Annotated in this window: 17 protein-coding genes; 11 read left to right on the top strand and 6 right to left on the bottom strand. The window is 49.1% G+C overall.

Translation table 11 applies throughout. The features are described from left to right. The first annotated feature begins 275 nt into the window (after positions 1-275). On the top strand, positions 276-1,037 hold the full coding sequence (locus FTU55_RS06525) for a TorF family putative porin (protein WP_180046557.1): 762 nt from the start codon (positions 276-278) through the stop codon (positions 1,035-1,037). A 73-nt stretch (positions 1,038-1,110) separates the two neighbouring features. Here FTU55_RS06525 and FTU55_RS06530 read toward each other — a convergent pair whose 3' ends face one another. Further along, positions 1,111-2,601 (bottom strand): YifB family Mg chelatase-like AAA ATPase, encoded by a 1,491-nt coding sequence (locus tag FTU55_RS06530; RefSeq protein WP_075167834.1) that lies wholly within the window; start codon positions 2,599-2,601, stop codon positions 1,111-1,113. 69 nt (positions 2,602-2,670) lie between these two features. Further along, positions 2,671-2,898 (bottom strand): accessory factor UbiK family protein, encoded by a 228-nt coding sequence (locus FTU55_RS06535; RefSeq protein ID WP_005181545.1) that lies wholly within the window; start codon positions 2,896-2,898, stop codon positions 2,671-2,673. Positions 2,899-3,174: 276 nt separating this feature from the next. Here FTU55_RS06535 and glnK point away from each other — a divergent pair, with 276 nt between their 5' ends. The 7 genes from glnK (at position 3,175) to FTU55_RS06570 (ending at position 9,317) form a co-directional block, all read left to right on the top strand. Beyond that, positions 3,175-3,513: a P-II family nitrogen regulator gene (gene glnK, locus FTU55_RS06540; RefSeq protein ID WP_004650081.1), complete on the top strand. Its 339-nt coding sequence runs from the start codon at positions 3,175-3,177 to the stop codon at positions 3,511-3,513. A gap of 62 nt (positions 3,514-3,575) precedes the next feature. After that, complete coding sequence (locus tag FTU55_RS06545; RefSeq protein ID WP_180046559.1) at positions 3,576-4,976, top strand: ammonium transporter; 1,401 nt, start codon at positions 3,576-3,578, stop codon at positions 4,974-4,976. 139 nt (positions 4,977-5,115) lie between these two features. Next, complete coding sequence (gene nrdR, locus FTU55_RS06550) at positions 5,116-5,574, top strand: transcriptional regulator NrdR (RefSeq protein ID WP_005181550.1); 459 nt, start codon at positions 5,116-5,118, stop codon at positions 5,572-5,574. Between the two features lie 23 nt (positions 5,575-5,597). After that, positions 5,598-6,686, top strand: coding sequence for a bifunctional diaminohydroxyphosphoribosylaminopyrimidine deaminase/5-amino-6-(5-phosphoribosylamino)uracil reductase RibD (gene ribD / locus FTU55_RS06555; RefSeq protein WP_180046561.1), 1,089 nt, complete (start codon positions 5,598-5,600; stop codon positions 6,684-6,686). Further along, entirely contained in the window at positions 6,683-7,972 is a 1,290-nt protein-coding gene (locus FTU55_RS06560; protein ID WP_005181555.1) for a DNA adenine methylase, read from the top strand. Before ribD ends, FTU55_RS06560 begins: the two co-directional genes overlap by 4 nt. A gap of 27 nt (positions 7,973-7,999) precedes the next feature. Continuing rightward, the gene (locus FTU55_RS06565) at positions 8,000-8,659 is read left to right on the top strand and encodes a riboflavin synthase (RefSeq protein WP_104489123.1); all 660 of its coding nucleotides are present in this window, start codon (positions 8,000-8,002) and stop codon (positions 8,657-8,659) included. Positions 8,660-8,771: 112 nt separating this feature from the next. Beyond that, positions 8,772-9,317, top strand: coding sequence for a VTT domain-containing protein (locus FTU55_RS06570; RefSeq protein ID WP_168384664.1), 546 nt, complete (start codon positions 8,772-8,774; stop codon positions 9,315-9,317). An 82-nt stretch (positions 9,318-9,399) separates the two neighbouring features. On the opposite strand, the gene FTU55_RS06575 is transcribed toward FTU55_RS06570, so the two are convergent. The 4 genes from FTU55_RS06575 to FTU55_RS06590 all read right to left on the bottom strand — a co-directional run bounded on the left by FTU55_RS06575 (position 9,400) and on the right by FTU55_RS06590 (position 12,319). Continuing rightward, positions 9,400-9,618 (bottom strand): hypothetical protein, encoded by a 219-nt coding sequence (locus FTU55_RS06575; protein WP_005181560.1) that lies wholly within the window; start codon positions 9,616-9,618, stop codon positions 9,400-9,402. A 208-nt stretch (positions 9,619-9,826) separates the two neighbouring features. Next, on the bottom strand, positions 9,827-10,447 hold the full coding sequence (locus tag FTU55_RS06580; RefSeq protein WP_016659708.1) for a hypothetical protein: 621 nt from the start codon (positions 10,445-10,447) through the stop codon (positions 9,827-9,829). A 23-nt stretch (positions 10,448-10,470) separates the two neighbouring features. Further along, a complete protein-coding gene (locus FTU55_RS06585; RefSeq protein WP_005181563.1) occupies positions 10,471-10,878 on the bottom strand; it encodes a DNA polymerase III subunit chi in 408 nt (135 codons plus the stop codon). After that, complete coding sequence (locus FTU55_RS06590; RefSeq protein WP_005181565.1) at positions 10,871-12,319, bottom strand: leucyl aminopeptidase; 1,449 nt, start codon at positions 12,317-12,319, stop codon at positions 10,871-10,873. Before FTU55_RS06590 ends, FTU55_RS06585 begins: the two co-directional genes overlap by 8 nt. A 158-nt stretch (positions 12,320-12,477) precedes the next feature. Here FTU55_RS06590 and lptF point away from each other — a divergent pair, with 158 nt between their 5' ends. The 3 genes from lptF to gpmI all read left to right on the top strand — a co-directional run bounded on the left by lptF (position 12,478) and on the right by gpmI (position 16,316). Beyond that, complete coding sequence (gene lptF, locus FTU55_RS06595) at positions 12,478-13,578, top strand: LPS export ABC transporter permease LptF (RefSeq protein WP_104989213.1); 1,101 nt, start codon at positions 12,478-12,480, stop codon at positions 13,576-13,578. A 1-nt stretch (position 13,579) separates the two neighbouring features. Next, positions 13,580-14,650: an LPS export ABC transporter permease LptG gene (gene lptG / locus FTU55_RS06600; RefSeq protein ID WP_005181568.1), complete on the top strand. Its 1,071-nt coding sequence runs from the start codon at positions 13,580-13,582 to the stop codon at positions 14,648-14,650. Between the two features lie 118 nt (positions 14,651-14,768). After that, positions 14,769-16,316: a 2,3-bisphosphoglycerate-independent phosphoglycerate mutase gene (gene gpmI / locus FTU55_RS06605; RefSeq protein WP_180046563.1), complete on the top strand. Its 1,548-nt coding sequence runs from the start codon at positions 14,769-14,771 to the stop codon at positions 16,314-16,316. Positions 16,317-16,326 lie beyond the last annotated feature (10 nt).

A 16,326-nucleotide genomic window follows, 5' to 3' on the forward strand; every position in this document is an offset into this window, starting at 1 on the left:
AATAGCGCATGATGTAAGCAAATATAAATGATCTGGTTTATCTCCCAACGCAGTGAAATGATCCGCACCTCAGTAGGATTGAAAAAGTATTATTCTATTTTTAAATTTTAATCTCATAATTAAATTATAGATAAAACAAATATTTGATATTAATTTAGAGAAAATCAAAATCATTTTTCGTGAGTAAATGCCCGTGTTGGCATAGGGATTGCTATCTCCTGTGTGAGTGAAACAAATACACAAAAGCATTGAAATATGCAGCAGGGGATCAAACAATGAAATTTTCTATCAAAACACTTTCACTGGCGCTTGTTGCCGTAACTGCCAGCTTCAGCGTGGCTGCAGCAGAAGACTCTTCGGCATCTGCTTTATCGTTTAGCGGTACTGCAGCGCTGACTTCAGATTACCGTTATCGTGGTCTGACCCAAACCTTTAATGATCCTGCAGTACAAGCTGGTTTCGCACTGTCACATGCATCTGGTGTATATGCCGGGGTGTGGGGCTCGAATGTCGATTTCGGCGGTACGGCCCATTTAGAGCTGGACCCATATATCGGTTATGCCACAACCTTAGATGGATTTGCGAGCAAGCCATTACTGGATGTGGGCTTATGGTACTACGCTTATCCAAGTGAAAGTGATTTAAACTGGTTAGAAGCCTATGCAAAACTTGGCTTTAATGATGTGCTGGTCAAAGATGCCAGCTTGCTCACCGCAGTGAACTACAGCAATGACTTTTTAGGCGCAGATTTAGATGCCTGGTATTTCAATGCTACCTATAGCGTGCCTTTTGGTGCGACCGGTTTTGGTGGAGTGGCGGCTTTAGGCTATACCGTGGCAGATGAAGAGATTTTTGGTGATGATGACAGCTATGTGGACTGGAAATTGGGCGTAACTTATGCCTTTGCCGGTGTTGAAGGCTTAACTGCAGAACTGGCTGCGGTGGGTTCAGATATTGACTATGGTCCAGGAACACCCGATGCGGTTGAGCGTGGCGTAGAAACAGGTGCAGTCGTGACATTGACCAAGACATTCTAATTTAAGGCTTCATATTGAAAAAATAGCCCATTTGAAATGGGCTATTTTTTTAGCTTGTTTTTAATGATGCGTTTTATGGGCTGGACTGCGCCCGATAAGACAGCGCTTCCGATAAATGAGCAGTTTGAATCTCGCTACTTTCGGCCAAATCGGCAATACTGCGCGCCACTCTTAAGACCCGATGATAGGCGCGAGCCGACAGGTTTAAGCGCTGCTGGGCCAGATCCATCATGTTCTGTGCTGGTGTGGCTAAGGCAGCAAACTGTTCCAGCTGTTTTGGACTTAAGTTCATATTCAGCATACCTTGGCGTTGCATTTGCCGTTCATAGGCCTGAATCACCCGCTGGCGAACCGTATCTGAGTTTTCCACCGCAGTTTTATCATGTAACTCATGGGCCTGTAATGGTGGTACATCAATATGCAAATCAATCCGGTCCAGGAGTGGGCCAGAAATGCGGTTCTGGTAGCGTTTAATACTTTCTGCGGAACATTGGCAGCGAATATCCTGATTAAATGCATAGCCACACGGGCAGGGGTTCATCGCGGCAATCAGCTGGAAACTGGCCGGAAAGGTAATCTGCCGCGATGCCCGGGAAATTACAATTTCCTTGGATTCCAAGGGCTGCCGCAATACTTCCAGCACTTTACGGTCAAACTCCGGCAGTTCATCTAAAAACAGCACACCTAAATGGGCCAGGGTAATTTCGCCCGGTTTTGGATGTGAGCCACCACCGACCAGCGCAATCGCTGAAGCGGTATGATGCGGGGCGCGAAATGGCCGCTGTCCAAAGCGATGCGGGGTATTGGCAATTGAATAAATACTGGCAACTTCAAGATTTTCCTGCATATTCAGGGGCGGCAAAATACTGGCCAGACGTGAGGCCAAGAGAGTCTTGCCTGTACCGGGTGGACCTTTAAAGAGCAAGGAATGGCCACCGGCAGCGGCAATTTCCAGGGCACGCCGAGGTCGCAGCTGTCCTTTGACATCCGCCAGGTCAAAAGCATAGCGTTCCAAGCGGGTTTCCGAGCTTGCTGCAAAAGGCTGTAGGGGCGCAGCCTGCGCCAGATGCTCACAGACCTGTTTCAGATGACTGGCCGCAAACACCTGAAAGTCGGGCAATTGTGCGGCTTCCTGTGCATTGGGTTCCGGTAATACCAGTTGATGGCCGGCCGCCTGACAGGCAATGGCAATACTTAAAGTGCCGGTGACCGGGCGTAACTGGCCATCCAGCGCCAGTTCACCAATAAATTCCAGGTTTTCTGCGGCCTGTTCGGGCAATTGTCCGGAAGCAATCAGAATGCCTAAGGCAATCGGTAAATCCAGACGTGAGCCATCTTTGGGTAAATCGGCCGGGGCCAGATTAATGGTCAAACGTTTGGTGGGAAACTGAAAACCACTGTTAATAATGGCCGAGCGAACCCGGTCTTTACTTTCACGGACCGCGGCTTCGGCCAGACCGACAATGGTTAAGGAGGGCAGACCCTGACTTAAATGGACTTCAACTTCAATGGACGGGGCATTCAGTCCAAGCAGACCCCGCGTATAAATTTTGGCAAAAGACATTGTTGTTATGTTCCGTTTTGGTGCGTTATTTTTGGTCGTTATGCGTCTTTTGTTGCACTAAGAAGGTGCTTATTCTTTGTTCAAAATCTTTTGTTCGAGTGCTTCTACCTGCTGCAGCAGTTCATTTAAACGAAGATTGGCATTATTCAGTGCAGTGCGCTGACGGTCCAGCTCTTCTTTGGACACCAGATCCATTTTGCTGACGGCTTCGCTTAGCAGGGCACGCAGGTTATGTTCTAAATCTTTTTTCGGTTGATCGACCTGTTCTAAGATGGCCTGTAATAAGGTTTCTATCATCATAAATTCCATTCCAGTGGACTGAAAAGCGCAGTGTAGCATTGCTCTGGCCCAGACTATAGTGTTTCAGATGAAATATGGTTTTATTCGATGCCGGAGATCGTAAATCTCTACAGAAAAATGTTTATTTTTTGAAGATTGGTGCATGAGAAAGGTATAAAATAAGATATAAATAAATCACATGCCGTAACTTCTAATTTCCCCCGACCTTAGGAGTTTTGGCATGAAATTTGAACATAAAACCTTACTGGTGAAATAAGCCGAAGGAAAACACACATGAAGCTCGTAACTGCAATTGTAAAACCCTTTAAATTAGATGACGTGCGTGAAGCACTGTCAGAAATTGGTGTTCAAGGGATCACTGTCACTGAAGTCAAAGGCTTCGGTCGTCAGAAAGGTCACACTGAACTGTATCGTGGCGCAGAATATGTTGTTGATTTTCTACCAAAAGTGAAAATCGAAATCGCCATTAGTGATGAGATGGTGGATTCAGTGATTGAATCAATCACCCGTGTAGCAAGCACTGGCAAAATCGGTGACGGTAAAATTTTTGTGACGAATCTGGAACAGGTCATCCGTATTCGTACAGGTGAAACAGGTGCAGATGCTGTTTAAGTAATTGGCACGAAGTTTGCTGAGTACCTAATAACTCACAAAAACTAGGTTGGGGGATACGAATGAAAAAAATGCTACTTGCGCTCGGCCTGTCCGGCGCGCTTTTGGGTGGTTCTGTTACTTGGGCTGAAGAAGCCGTAACAGCGCCAACTCCTTCAGAACAAATCACAGTAAATGACACTGTGGAACCTGCGCTTACTGAATCAAGCGATATCATCACTGCAGAAACTGCTTTGCCTGAAGTGGCAGCGGCTGAAGAAGCCGTGTTAGACACTGGTGATACTGCCTGGATTCTGGTCTCAACAGCACTTGTCCTACTTATGACCATTCCGGGCTTGGCCCTGTTCTATGGCGGTATGGTGCGCAAGAAAAACGTCCTCAGCACCATGGCGCACAGTTTTGTTGCGGCCGCAGTGGTCAGTCTGGTCTGGGTAATTATTGGCTATACCTTGGCCTTTGGCGAAGGCAATGCCTTTATTGGCAGCCTGGACAAGTTCATGCTGGCCGGTATTACCACCGATGCCTTGAGTGGCACCATTCCTGAAATTCTGTTTGTGATCTTCCAGATGACCTTTGCGATTATTACCGTGGCCATTATTAGCGGTTCGATTGCAGAGCGGATGAAATTTGGGGCCTTTGTTGCGTTTATTGCCATCTGGGTGGTGGTGGTCTATGCACCTATTACCCACTGGGTCTGGGGTGGCGGCTGGTTAGGCAATGATGGCGCGCTGGATTTCGCTGGTGGTACCGTGGTACACATTAACTCTGGTGTAGCCGGTCTGGTGGCTGCCTATATGCTGGGCAAACGTATGGGCTTGGGCCGTGAATCGATGGCACCGCACAACCTGACCTTAACTGTGGTGGGTGCAAGCTTGCTGTGGGTAGGCTGGTTTGGTTTCAATGGTGGTTCTGCGCTGGGCGCCAATGGTTCAGCAGGTTATGCTTTAGTGGTGACTCAAGTTGCCGCAGCTGCAGCCGCACTGGCCTGGTTAGTGACTGAAAAAGTGGTCCGTGGTAAAGCCTCTGTATTAGGCGGTGCTTCAGGTGCTGTGGCCGGTCTGGTGGTCATTACCCCGGCAGCAGGTTTTGTCACCGTCGGTGGTGCCTTAGCCATGGGGCTGATTGGTGGCGTGGTCTGCTTCTGGGGGATTACTGCACTGAAACGTGCCCTGAAAGCCGATGACTCTTTAGATGCCTTTGGCCTGCATGGCGTGGGTGGTATTGTAGGTGCAATTTTAACCGCCTTCTTTGCCAGCGAATTCATTATGGGCGATGCGGCACCTGCTAGCCTGATGGGTCAGCTGTGGGTGCAAGTGGAAGGTGTGATTGCCACCATTGTGTACTCTGGAGTATTAACCTTCATCATCCTGAAAGTGATTGATCTGGTAATTGGTATCCGTGTTGAATCTGATGATGAACGCATGGGTCTGGATTTAAGCCAGCATGGTGAACGGGTTGAATAATCTTTCAGCAGCATAATCAATATATTGTGTAAAACAGCCCAAAAGGGCTGTTTTTTTTCTATATATTGCGTAAAACTCTACAAAATCCTGTTTTTTTGCTACACTCTCAAATCAACTGGATTTGTTCAATTAAACCACTATGCATTGTCCATTTTGCAACGCCGCAGACAGTAAAGTGATTGATTCACGGCTGGCAGCTGAAGGCTGTCAAATTCGCCGACGTCGTGAATGTATTAGCTGTGGTGAACGTTTTACCACCTTTGAAAGTTATGAAGTGGTGATGCCACGCGTCATTAAATCGGACGGTAAAAATGAGCCCTTTGATGAAGCCAAACTGCGCCGTTCATTGATGCATGCCTTGCAAAAACGTCCCGTGACTCAGGAACAGATTGAAACGGTACTCAGTGATATCCAGCTGCAAATCCGCCGTCTGGGCGAACGTGATGTTAAATCACGCACCATCGGGGAAATTGTCATGCAGTCTTTATTCTCGCTGGATCATGTGGCCTATGTGCGTTTTGCTTCGGTGTATCAGGACTTTCAGGATGTGGAAGCCTTCCGCCGTCAAATTGAACAAATGCAGCAACGTGAATACTAAGCTCAACGCGCAAGAGTGGTGACATGTCCGAGTTAACTCAAGACCAAATCTGGATGCAGCGTGCCATTGAACTGGCACGACTCGGACAGTACTCGACCAAACCGAATCCGAATGTGGGCTGTGTGCTGGTTAAAGACGGACAGCTGGTGGGTGAGGGCTATCATCCGCGTGCCGGACAGCCGCATGCCGAAGTATTTGCCTTACGTGATGCCGGCGATGCCGCCCGCGGTGCAACCGCTTACGTGACTCTGGAACCTTGTGCGCATTATGGACGTACCCCGCCCTGTGCCAAAGGTCTGGTCGAAGCCGGTGTGGCCAGAGTGGTGGTGGCTTGTCCTGATCCGAATCCGCTGGTGGCCGGTAAAGGCGTGCAGATTCTGCGCGATGCCGGAATTCAGATTGAGGTAGGCGTGCTGGAACAGCAGGCGCATCAGCTGAATCTGGGCTTTTTAAAAGCCATGGCCACGGGTCAGCCTTATGTCCGTTTAAAAGTGGCGTCGAGTCTGGATGGGCGTACTGCCATGGCCTCCGGTGAATCGAAATGGATTACCGGCAATTCGGCGCGTCTGGATGTGCAGCACTGGCGTGCGATTTCAGCAGTGGTGATTACCGGGATTGAAACCGTGCTGGCCGATGACTGTCAGCTCAATGTCCGCCAGCTGGCGATACATCAGGACATCAGCAGCATTGCCCAGCCGAAACGGCTGGTGCTGGACCGTCAGGGACGCTTACCCTTAACCGCCAAACTGCTCGAGCAGCCGGACAGTGTGATGGTGATGGGTCCGTATCGGGCCGAGCTGGAAGCGCTGGGCGTGATCCAGCTCGAGGTTCAGCCTTTGGATCAACTACTTCGAACTTTGGTGCAGCAGTATCAGCTGTATGATGTGCTGATTGAAGCCGGTGCAACATTATCGACCGCCTTTTTACAGCAGCAATTGGTCGACGAAGTGATCAGTTATGTGGCTCCGACCCTGTTAGGCCGGTCTGCACGTGCCATGTTTCAGGCAGAATTTGAGCGTATGGCACAACAACTTCGATTTAAACTTTGCGACGTCACTCAATTCGGTGATGATGTGCGCTTAAGGTTAACCCCTTCTCAAGAGACGTTATGAATTCAGAGTCTACGGTTTATCACAAACGTCGTCACGCCGCACGTACGACAGATGAATATCTTTTCCATCAGCTGGTTCCTTATCTGGGGAATAAACGTCGTCTGTTACATCTGATTCTGGAAGCGCTGGAGCAGACCGGCACCCTGAACAAAGGCGGCCGCGCCCCGATCTTCGCTGACTTTTTTGCCGGTTCAGGCGTGGTTTCACGTCTGGCCCGACAAAATGGCTATCGGGTAATTGCCAATGACTGGGAACCGTATAGCCATGCGCTGAATCATGCGATTTTGGCTTGTGTGGAAGCGCCGGCGTTTAAAGAGCTGGGCGGTTATCAGAAAGCAATTGATTATTTAAACCGTTTGCCAGAAGTCAAAGGCTGGGTCACGCATAACCTGTGCCCACGCAATGATGAAATTTATGATCCGACCCGCGACCGTTTATTCTTTAAACGCCGTAACGGGATGCGTATTGATGCCATCCGCCAGCAGATTGCCACCTGGCAGGCGCAAGGCGCGATTGATGATGTCGAGATGAGCGCGCTGCTGGCGCCTTTGTTGTATTCGGCCAGTTTTGTCAGCAACACCTCCGGGGTCTTTAAAAGTTTCCACCATGGCTGGGGTGGTAAAACCCAGACTGCACTGGAACGGATTGAATCTTTGTTGTGGTTAACCCCAAGCCGCTTCTGTGAAATTGGTGATCCGAAACGTCCGGCTGCCGAAATGTGGTGTGTTGATGCCCAGCATCTGGCCAACCAGATGAGCGGTTTTGAAGTGGATGTGGCGTATTTAGATCCGCCGTATAACCAGCATGCCTATAGCAGTAACTATCATGTGTTAAATGCCTTAACCTTGTGGGATCAGGTTGATTTACCAACCCCGGATACCAAAGGCTTTAAGAGCGGCATTGACCGTGCTTGGCGCAAAGAGCGTCCGAGTCCGTATAACTCGTCCAAGCACGCCAAAGAAGCGTATGAGAAACTGTTAGAAACCATTAATGCACGTTATATCCTGACCAGTTACTCCACCGATGGCAATATCAGTGCAGTGGATTTGTTGCAGGCCAATTTAAAACGTGGCCGGGTCAGCCTGTTAACCCAGGATGTACCGCGTTACCGGGTCAGCAAGCAGCGTCAGTCTGAACGTGCACGAGTACTGGAATTTATTGTGATTACCGATACTCATGCCAAGTCTGGCCCGCCAATCCGGCAGTTGCTGGGGCAGTTGCATCACTTTGCCGAGCTGGGCGGGGTCGATACCAGCGGTGTCAGCACCCAACTGGCCTTGTGGTAAGCACTAGAGACAATAAGAGAAAAGACTATGTTTACAGGAATTATTGAAAGCGTGGGCAAAGTGGACAGCCTGCAAAGTGTCGGTGGTGATGTCCGCCTGCGTATTCAAACCGATCTGGATATGTCCGATGTGCATCTGGGGGATTCGATTGCCACCAACGGCATCTGCCTGACCGTGATTGAGTGGGGCGATAACTGGTACGCGGCCGATGTGTCACGGGAAAGTTTAAACCGGACTACCTTAGGTAACTGGAAAGTTGGCCAGCCGGTGAATGTGGAAAAAGCCATGTTACCGACCACCCGTTTTGGCGGACATATTGTCAGTGGTCATGTCGATGCCGTGGGTGAAATTACCTTGGTGCGTGAAGATGCGCGTTCTTTATATTTTGAAGTGACTGCACCGGCTGAAATTGCCAAATATCTGGCCGAAAAAGGTTCAGTGACTGTAGATGGCATTAGCCTGACCATTAACCATTTGCGTGGCAGTGTAATCAGCCTGAACCTGATTCCGCATACCGCAGAGCGTACCAATATTGGCACCTGGAAAACTGGGACTAAAGTCAATCTGGAAGTGGATGTTTTGGCGCGTTATATCGAGCGTTTACTGCTCGGTGAAAAAGCTGCAGAAACCACGGTACAATCAAAAATCAGCATGGACTTTCTGGCCGAAAATGGGTTCTTAAAATAAGTCCTGACGCTGCTGTACAGAACAGTCTGATTGAAAAAATTAGACTGTTTTTTTATTTTTAGCGATAATTCAGGCTGCGCGAAACAGAGTAACTTACGTTGGTTAAGTGTAGATGATTGATTTTTTGCTAAATTTTGAACAGTGGCTGCCTGTGTTGCTCAACAACTATGGGGTCTGGATTTATGCAATTTTATTTTTAATTATCTTTGCGGAAACCGGTTCGGTATTTATGTTTTTTCTGCCGGGAGACAGTCTGCTGATTGCCATTGGCGCCTTATGTTCAACCACCGACGTGGTGCATTTGCACTATATGGCGATTTTGCTGTGCCTGGCCTCCATTCTTGGCTATAGCGTGAATTACTATACCGGCAAGGTCTTGGGGCTGAAGTTTTTTAATGACCATTCGCGCTATTTCAAACCGGAATATATCGTCAAAACCAACCGCTATTTTATGAAGCATGGCGGTAAAACCATTCTTATTGCCCGATTTATTCCTTTTGTCCGTTCTTTCGCGCCGTTTGCCGCCGGTTCCGGACATATGCCCATCGCCAGCTTTACGGCCTATAACATTGCCGGTGGTATTATCTGGATTGTGTCTTTATTGGTCATCGGTTACGGGCTGGGTAATATCCTGTCGTGGCTGGGGCATATTTTTTAATAGCAACAGTGCAGAGAAACCGCATGCACAAAAAAGCCCACGCGGGGTGGACTTTTATCTTGCGGGGAGAAATTCGCTGACCTTAGTGCTTGATCACTGTGACAGAGGTACCGCCTAAACGTGGACTGGCTTCGGCAACCGGTGCTAAAGAAAATGTACCTTTTTCAGCTTCTTTGGTCAGGTAAATATAAAGCGACTGGAAATCTGCACGGCTGATTAATAAATCCTGAGCAGTAATATGCCATTGTTCACCACTATGCAGATGATCAATTTTACTCGATATTTGTGTCAAGATACCCATTTTAAACCCTAATTATAAAAATAATTTTTACTTTAAAAGGCAGCAGTACTGCTATTCAAAGTATGACTATCTTGTGACAAAAATATTTCACTTTCATGACACTTGGGCGAGAAATTCTGCCTCACACCCGATTGATCTTTCAGATGGGCCGGTTTAAATCTGCATTTACTGACACCGTACCGGGTTTTTCACGCCAGAAGGCCGACATTTAGGCCTCTTTGGAAAATTGGGAATGTTTTAAAATATATTCAATTTCTTCCTGGGCAGCGGCTTGTAGCTGGCTGCGGAACTGTTGTACTGCTTCTTCAATCCGGGTTTCGGCTTCCAGTTCCAGACGTACCCGCACACTGTCGAGTTCCGACAGAATCTGTTCATCGGCAATACGCACGCCTTTGGCAAAATTGAAACTACCATTTTCCGGATTTTTTTGATAACGCGCAGTGTAGTCCAGAATCTCCTGATCCAGCTGGGTGCGTAAACTGGCCAGGGTTTCGGTCTGCGCGGCAAACTGTTGCAGTTCATCCTGATACAGAGCCTGCGCATACGCGGCCTGATCGGCGCGTTGTTGGGCCAGACGTTGCTCCAGCATCTGCTGGCGGCGAATACGCGCTTCTTCAATTAACTGGATTTTCAGTTCGGCATAGGCCTGATCAATTTTCTGAAAGGACTGTTGCTGTTGCTGCTGATCGTACTCTACCCAGCGTTTGAGGTCGCTGTCCGGCTGCAGCACCTCGCTAATCCGATGCAGGTCATCAATAAAGGTCTGACGCACAGCTTCAGGCGCAGTTAACCAGCGCTGTTTAAAATCTGGACCAACATTTAATGCCACGCTGCATCTCCTTTGGGGTGGTTCTATAATTTGTGGGTTTGCGGCTCAATACCTAAACGACGATATTGTTTATATTTTTCCCGGCCAAGCTGTTTGGCGGTTTCATGATTTTCAATGATTTCGATAATGTGACTAAATTTGGCGAACTGTTCAAGAGCCTGTTCGTTAAAATTAAACACAATCCAATCATTTTCAGTTGGCAACTGCGCTGAAATACAGACCTGTGCCGTAGGCTCATCAATACCATGCGGAATAAAACTGCCGGCATCAAAGCTCCACAGCCGTTCATCCAGCGCCCGTTGCAATGCCGGGTCTGCGCTATACAGCCAGATGCGCTGTGGTTCACGCAGGATTTTCCGGCATAAACGGCAAGTGCTGTCCACTTGCCGTTCAGGACTTTTTTCAAACAGATAAAAGCTGACTTTAGCCATGCTGCTCTGCACGGTTAGCCAGGAATTGCATCAGTAGCGGTACCGGACGGCCTGTTGCACCTTTATGGGTTCCTGAATTCCAGGCAGTGCCGGCAATATCCAGATGCGCCCAGCGATAGTCACGAGTAAAGCGTTGCAGGAAGCAGGCTGCAGTCACAGAACCGGCTTTTGGACCACCAATATTGCCAATATCGGCAAAAGGTGAATCTAATTGTTCCTGATAGTCATCAATCACCGGCATACGCCATACGCGGTCAAAACTCTGCTGACCGGCCTGGGTCAGTTCCTGTGCCAGTTCATCATCTGGTGTGAACAGACCGGTTAACACCGAACCGAGCGCAATCACACAGGCACCGGTTAAGGTCGCCACGTCAATGACCAGTGCCGGGTTAAAACGCTGGATATAGGTCAGGGCATCACACAGCACCAGACGGCCTTCGGCATCGGTGTTCAGGATTTCGACAGTCTGACCGCTCATGGTGGTGACAATATCGCCCGGACGGGTGGCTTTGCCCGATGGCATATTTTCAGCTGCCGCAATGGCCGCCACCACATGAATCGGCAAGCGTGATTCACACAGCGCACGCACGGTCCCCAAGACTGAGGCTGCACCGCACATATCGAATTTCATTTCGTCCATGCCAGCACCCGGTTTCAGGGAAATACCGCCGGTATCAAAAGTAATACCCTTACCGACCAGCACAATAGGCGCCTGCTCAAGATTGGCCTTGTATTCCAGGGTAATCATGCGGCCCGGACGCTCGGAACCCTTACTGACCGCAAGGAACGCACCCATGCCCAGGTCAGCCATATGCTGTTCATTCAGCACGGTTACTTTGAGTAAATCCGGGAATTCTTCTGCCAGTGCCAGTGCCTGATCAGCCAGATATTCCGGGAAGCAGATGTTCCCCGGACGGTTGCCTAAATCGCGGGCAAAATTCTGACCAGTATGTACCGCTTCAATAAATTTCAGCTGATGGGCAGTTAACGGGCTTTGTGTGGCAATCAATTGAATCTGCTCTAATACAAATTCATTCTTTTTGGTTTTAAATTCATCAAAACCGTAGGCGGCCTGGGTCAGGCTCAAGGCAAAAATATAATGCAGTTCTTGTGGCAGGACTGATAGATCTACCGCAATACTGCTAAATTTCTTCTGTGCGGTTTTTACAATGGTTTGCGCCAGTTTGGCCAGTTTAGCCGGCTGTAATTCGCTGCTTGAACCAAGGCCAATCAGCTGGCTGAATGCCGGCAAGTTGTCCTGTGCTGTCAGGCTTAAGCTTTCATTAAAGCCGGATTTAAATTGTACGGCCTGGGTGATGCTATCTAAATTTTTGATTTTATAGTGATCTGCGGTTGTACGAAGGGTATTGGCATCGACCAGAATAAATAAAGCAGCTGCGGTGACATTGTCTTGGTATGTCGGATGAATCGTCAGTTTCATATGCGTTATATAGGCCTTTTAAAATTTTAAAACCATTAAACCATTGAAACATTTTCATGAATAGAGTTTCAATGTGAAACAACAGTATAGGTTTTATATTTTCAACATTCGGGTAAACTATCGCTAGTTTTATTCCCTCGTTTTCTGGAAGCATTAATTTGATTATTCGGCGTTATCTGGTCAAGCAAGTTGTGTCGACATCCTTGGTTGTGATTGCCTTATTGACCTTGATCATGATGGGTGGCCGGCTGATCAAGTATTTTGGCGTCGCCGCGCAGGGGCGTCTGGATGCGGGGATTCTGTTTAGCATTATTGGCTACCGTCTGCCGGAATTTTTAACCCTGATTTTGCCACTGGGCTTTTTTATTGGCCTGATGCTGGTGTTTGGCCGGCTTTATGTCGATCATGAAATGGCAGTGTTAAATGGCAGCGGTGTCAGTCGTAACCAACTGGCACGTTTATTAGTCCCGATGACGGTGGTATTTCTGGCGATGCAGGCCATGCTGATGGTTTGGGCAGCACCGTGGGGGATTCGCCAGTTTGAAGAATTGACCACCAATCAGGCGGTCCGTACCGGTTTCGATCTGGTGCGGCCAAAAGAGTTTATTTCTTCGGGGCCATATACCATTTATGCCGGCGACCTGTCAGAAGACCGGCGTAATCTGAAAGATATTTTCTTCTACCAGCGTGCTGACCGTCCGGGCAAACCGGATATCATGATTCTGGCCAAAGAGGCGACCCGGATTGAACTGTCCAATGATCCGGCCAATGTGGTCGATCTGGTCGAAGGTCGCCGTTATGAAATTTATCCGGATCGTCCGCAATATTCTCAGGCTGAATTTGCCAGCTATCGCTTACGTCTGGAAAGCGATCAGGAAGCCAAATTCCAGAGTACAGAAGTGGAAGCCCTGCCAATCGGGCAACTGTGGGATAACCGTCAGGACCCGGTGGTGGCCAGTGAACTGGGCTGGCGAATCTTTGTGCCGTTTTCAATTCTGGTGGCACTGCTGCTGGCCGTGGCTTTATCTGAAGTCAGTCCGCGTCAGGGACGTTATTTAAAACTGTTTCCGGCCCTGCTGATTTTTGCCAGCCTAATTGTGGCGTTAATGGCGGTCAAAACCCGGATCAGTAAAGAAGAAATGGGTATCTGGGCCTATCCGCTGGTGCTGATGGTCTATGCCATTGCGGCGGCGCTGTTCTCGCGTAAACAGAAACTGGCACCCAAAATCAAGAAACAGATTCAGCGAGTGAGGTCTTAATATGTTCGCACGTCGTATAGTGGCCAAGCATGTGACCAAAACGACCGCACTGGCGATGTTGGGGGCAACCGCGGTGTTGTCCGGTTTACAGGTATTATTTACCTATCTGGGTGAACTCGGTTCCCTAAAAGAAGGCTATGGCGCGCTGGATGCGCTATGGCATGTGCTCTGGGGTGCGCCCGGTTATCTGTATGAAATTCTCCCGATTGCCGCATTAATTGGCGCAGTGCTGGGTCTGGGTACCTTGGCCTCAAACAGTGAGCTGATTGTGATGCGTGCCGCTGGTATCAGCCTGTGGCGGATTGTCGGCTGGGTGGTGCGTTCGGCACTCATTCTGGTGGTGCTGTCTTTTGCCTTAAGTGAATGGGTGATTCCCTATACCAATGAGCGCGCAGAAAGCGTCAAGAAACATCGTAGCGTGGCTGAACTCGGTGAAGTCAAAGGCTACTGGACCCGTGAAGGGCAGCGCTTTATTTATATTGACTATGCCAACTCGCAGGGCACACTGAAGAATATTCAGGTCATCGACTTCGATGATAACTTCCGCTTACGCGGCACCTTAAATGCCGAGCAGGGCCAGTTTGTCGAAGATGGCGCCTGGTCACTGCAAAACAGCCGCCAAATGGACATTCTGCCAGAGGGCAATGCTATTGCTGATCAGCAGGCCACGCAGCCTTTATCGCTGGCCTTGCAACCAAAATATGTACACATGGTCACCATCGACCCGGAAGATTTATCACCCAGTCAGCTGGTCAGTTTCATGAGCTATATGCATGAGTACAGTCAGGTGCCGAAAAGCTATCAGCTGGCTTTCTGGCAAAAAGTTGGTTCTCCATTTGCCCTGATTGCGCTGGTGCTGATTGCCTGTTCCTTTATTTTTGGACCGCTGCGCCAGCAGTCGATGGGTTTCCGTCTGGTGATTGCCTTGTTTGTCGGCCTGGGCTTCTTCTATTTACAGGATTTCCTCGGTTATGCCAGCCTGATTTATGCGCCATCTCCGGCCTGGTTTGTGTTTATCCCGATTATTCTGATGTTTGTGGTGGGTGGTTATCTGCTGCAACGCGCCCGATAAGCCGGCAATTGAACAAAACGATAGTGTGGCACGGTTGAAACCATCAGCCGTGCATGGTGTCCGAACTGAAAATTCGGTAAGATATGCGATTAATTTGTAGACTAAAAGAGTGTGAACTATGACGGATGCAACTGCAGGCAAAATCCCTCACGTACTGGTCATTATGGATGGTATTGGGCATCGTGAAGCTGTTGAGGACAATGCGTTCCTGGCGGCACAACGTCCAAATTTGACCGCTATGCAGGAAAAGCATCCGCATGGGTTGATTTCAGGTTCAGGTGAAGATGTGGGCCTGCCAGATGGTCAGATGGGTAACTCCGAAGTGGGCCATATGAACCTGGGTGCCGGCCGTGTGCTATATCAGGACTTTACCCGCATTACCAAAGATATCCGTACCGGTGCTTTCTTTGAACATGAAGTGCTGGTCGATGCAGTCGAGAAAGCCAAAGCTGCGGGCGGTGCCGTGCACTTAATGGGCCTGCTGTCGGAAGGTGGCGTGCACTCACATGAAGACCATATTGTGGCAATGGCGGAGCTGGCGCTGAAACGTGGTGCAACTGTTTATTTACACGCATTTCTGGATGGCCGTGATACTCCGCCAAAAAGTGCGCAGCCCTCTTTGCAAAAACTGGATGCCCTGTTTGCCCAATATCCAGGCCAAGGCCGGATTGCCAGCATGATCGGCCGTTATTTTGCCATGGACCGCGACAATCGTTGGGATCGTGTAGAACAGGCTTATCGTCTGTTAACAGAAGGTGAAGCAGTCCGTACTGCAGCAACCGCCGTAGCTGGTCTGGACGCAGCTTATGCAGCCGATGAAAGCGATGAATTTGTTAAAGCTACCCGTATTGGTGAGGTTGCGGCAATTCAGGATGGCGACAGCGTGGTGTTCATGAACTTCCGTGCAGACCGTGCCCGTGAACTGACCAAAGCCTTTGTGGAAACCGACTTTGCCGGTTTTGAGCGTAAAGTGGTGCCGCAGCTGGCCAAGTTTGTGATGCTGACCCGTTACCAGGCCACCATTGATGCACCTGTGGCTTATATGCCAGAAGCATTAAAAAACTCGCTCGGTGAATACCTGTCAGACCTGGGTAAAACCCAGCTGCGTATTGCCGAAACCGAAAAATATGCACACGTGACCTTCTTCTTTAGTGGCGGCCGTGAAGATGAATATCCGGGCGAAAAGCGCATTCTGATTCCATCACCAAATGTAGCAACTTATGATCTCAAGCCAGAAATGAGCGCGTATGAAGTGACAGATGAGCTGGTGGCAGCGATCAATTCAGGTGAATATGACTTGTTGGTGGTCAACTATGCCAATGGCGATATGGTGGGTCATACCGGTGTATTTGATGCAGCGGTGAAAGCGGTAGAAGCGGTGGATACCTGTCTGGGCCGTGTGTATGAAGCTGTAATGGCCAAGCAGGGTCATATGCTGATTACTGCCGACCATGGTAATGTCGAGCAGATGCAGGACTATGACAGTGGTCAGGTCCATACCCAGCATACCACCGAGCTGGTGCCGTTTATTTATGCTGGCCCGACCCAGGCGATAATTGCAGAAGGTGGTGTTCTGGCCGATGTGGCACCGACTTTATTAAGTCTGATGCAACTGCCAATTCCTGCAGAAATGCAAGGACGTAATTTAATTACCCTGACTCCATAAACTGCCAACA

Source organism: Acinetobacter sp. YH12117, from assembly GCF_013418865.1.
GTDB classification, from domain to species: Bacteria; Pseudomonadota; Gammaproteobacteria; order Pseudomonadales; family Moraxellaceae; genus Acinetobacter; species Acinetobacter indicus.

Coding starts and splice junctions, on each gene's coding strand:
- FTU55_RS06545 (WP_180046559.1), top strand. CDS start 3,576: ATGAAAAAAATGCTACTTGCGCTCGGCCTGTCCGGCGCGCTTTTGGGT.
- FTU55_RS06570 (WP_168384664.1), top strand. CDS start 8,772: ATGATTGATTTTTTGCTAAATTTTGAACAGTGGCTGCCTGTGTTGCTC.
- FTU55_RS06585 (WP_005181563.1), bottom strand. CDS start 10,878: ATGGCTAAAGTCAGCTTTTATCTGTTTGAAAAAAGTCCTGAACGGCAA.
- FTU55_RS06535 (WP_005181545.1), bottom strand. CDS start 2,898: ATGATAGAAACCTTATTACAGGCCATCTTAGAACAGGTCGATCAACCG.
- FTU55_RS06565 (WP_104489123.1), top strand. CDS start 8,000: ATGTTTACAGGAATTATTGAAAGCGTGGGCAAAGTGGACAGCCTGCAA.
- FTU55_RS06575 (WP_005181560.1), bottom strand. CDS start 9,618: ATGGGTATCTTGACACAAATATCGAGTAAAATTGATCATCTGCATAGT.
- FTU55_RS06590 (WP_005181565.1), bottom strand. CDS start 12,319: ATGAAACTGACGATTCATCCGACATACCAAGACAATGTCACCGCAGCT.
- lptG (WP_005181568.1), top strand. CDS start 13,580: ATGTTCGCACGTCGTATAGTGGCCAAGCATGTGACCAAAACGACCGCA.
- FTU55_RS06525 (WP_180046557.1), top strand. CDS start 276: ATGAAATTTTCTATCAAAACACTTTCACTGGCGCTTGTTGCCGTAACT.
- FTU55_RS06530 (WP_075167834.1), bottom strand. CDS start 2,601: ATGTCTTTTGCCAAAATTTATACGCGGGGTCTGCTTGGACTGAATGCC.
- nrdR (WP_005181550.1), top strand. CDS start 5,116: ATGCATTGTCCATTTTGCAACGCCGCAGACAGTAAAGTGATTGATTCA.
- ribD (WP_180046561.1), top strand. CDS start 5,598: ATGTCCGAGTTAACTCAAGACCAAATCTGGATGCAGCGTGCCATTGAA.
- glnK (WP_004650081.1), top strand. CDS start 3,175: ATGAAGCTCGTAACTGCAATTGTAAAACCCTTTAAATTAGATGACGTG.
- gpmI (WP_180046563.1), top strand. CDS start 14,769: ATGACGGATGCAACTGCAGGCAAAATCCCTCACGTACTGGTCATTATG.
- FTU55_RS06560 (WP_005181555.1), top strand. CDS start 6,683: ATGAATTCAGAGTCTACGGTTTATCACAAACGTCGTCACGCCGCACGT.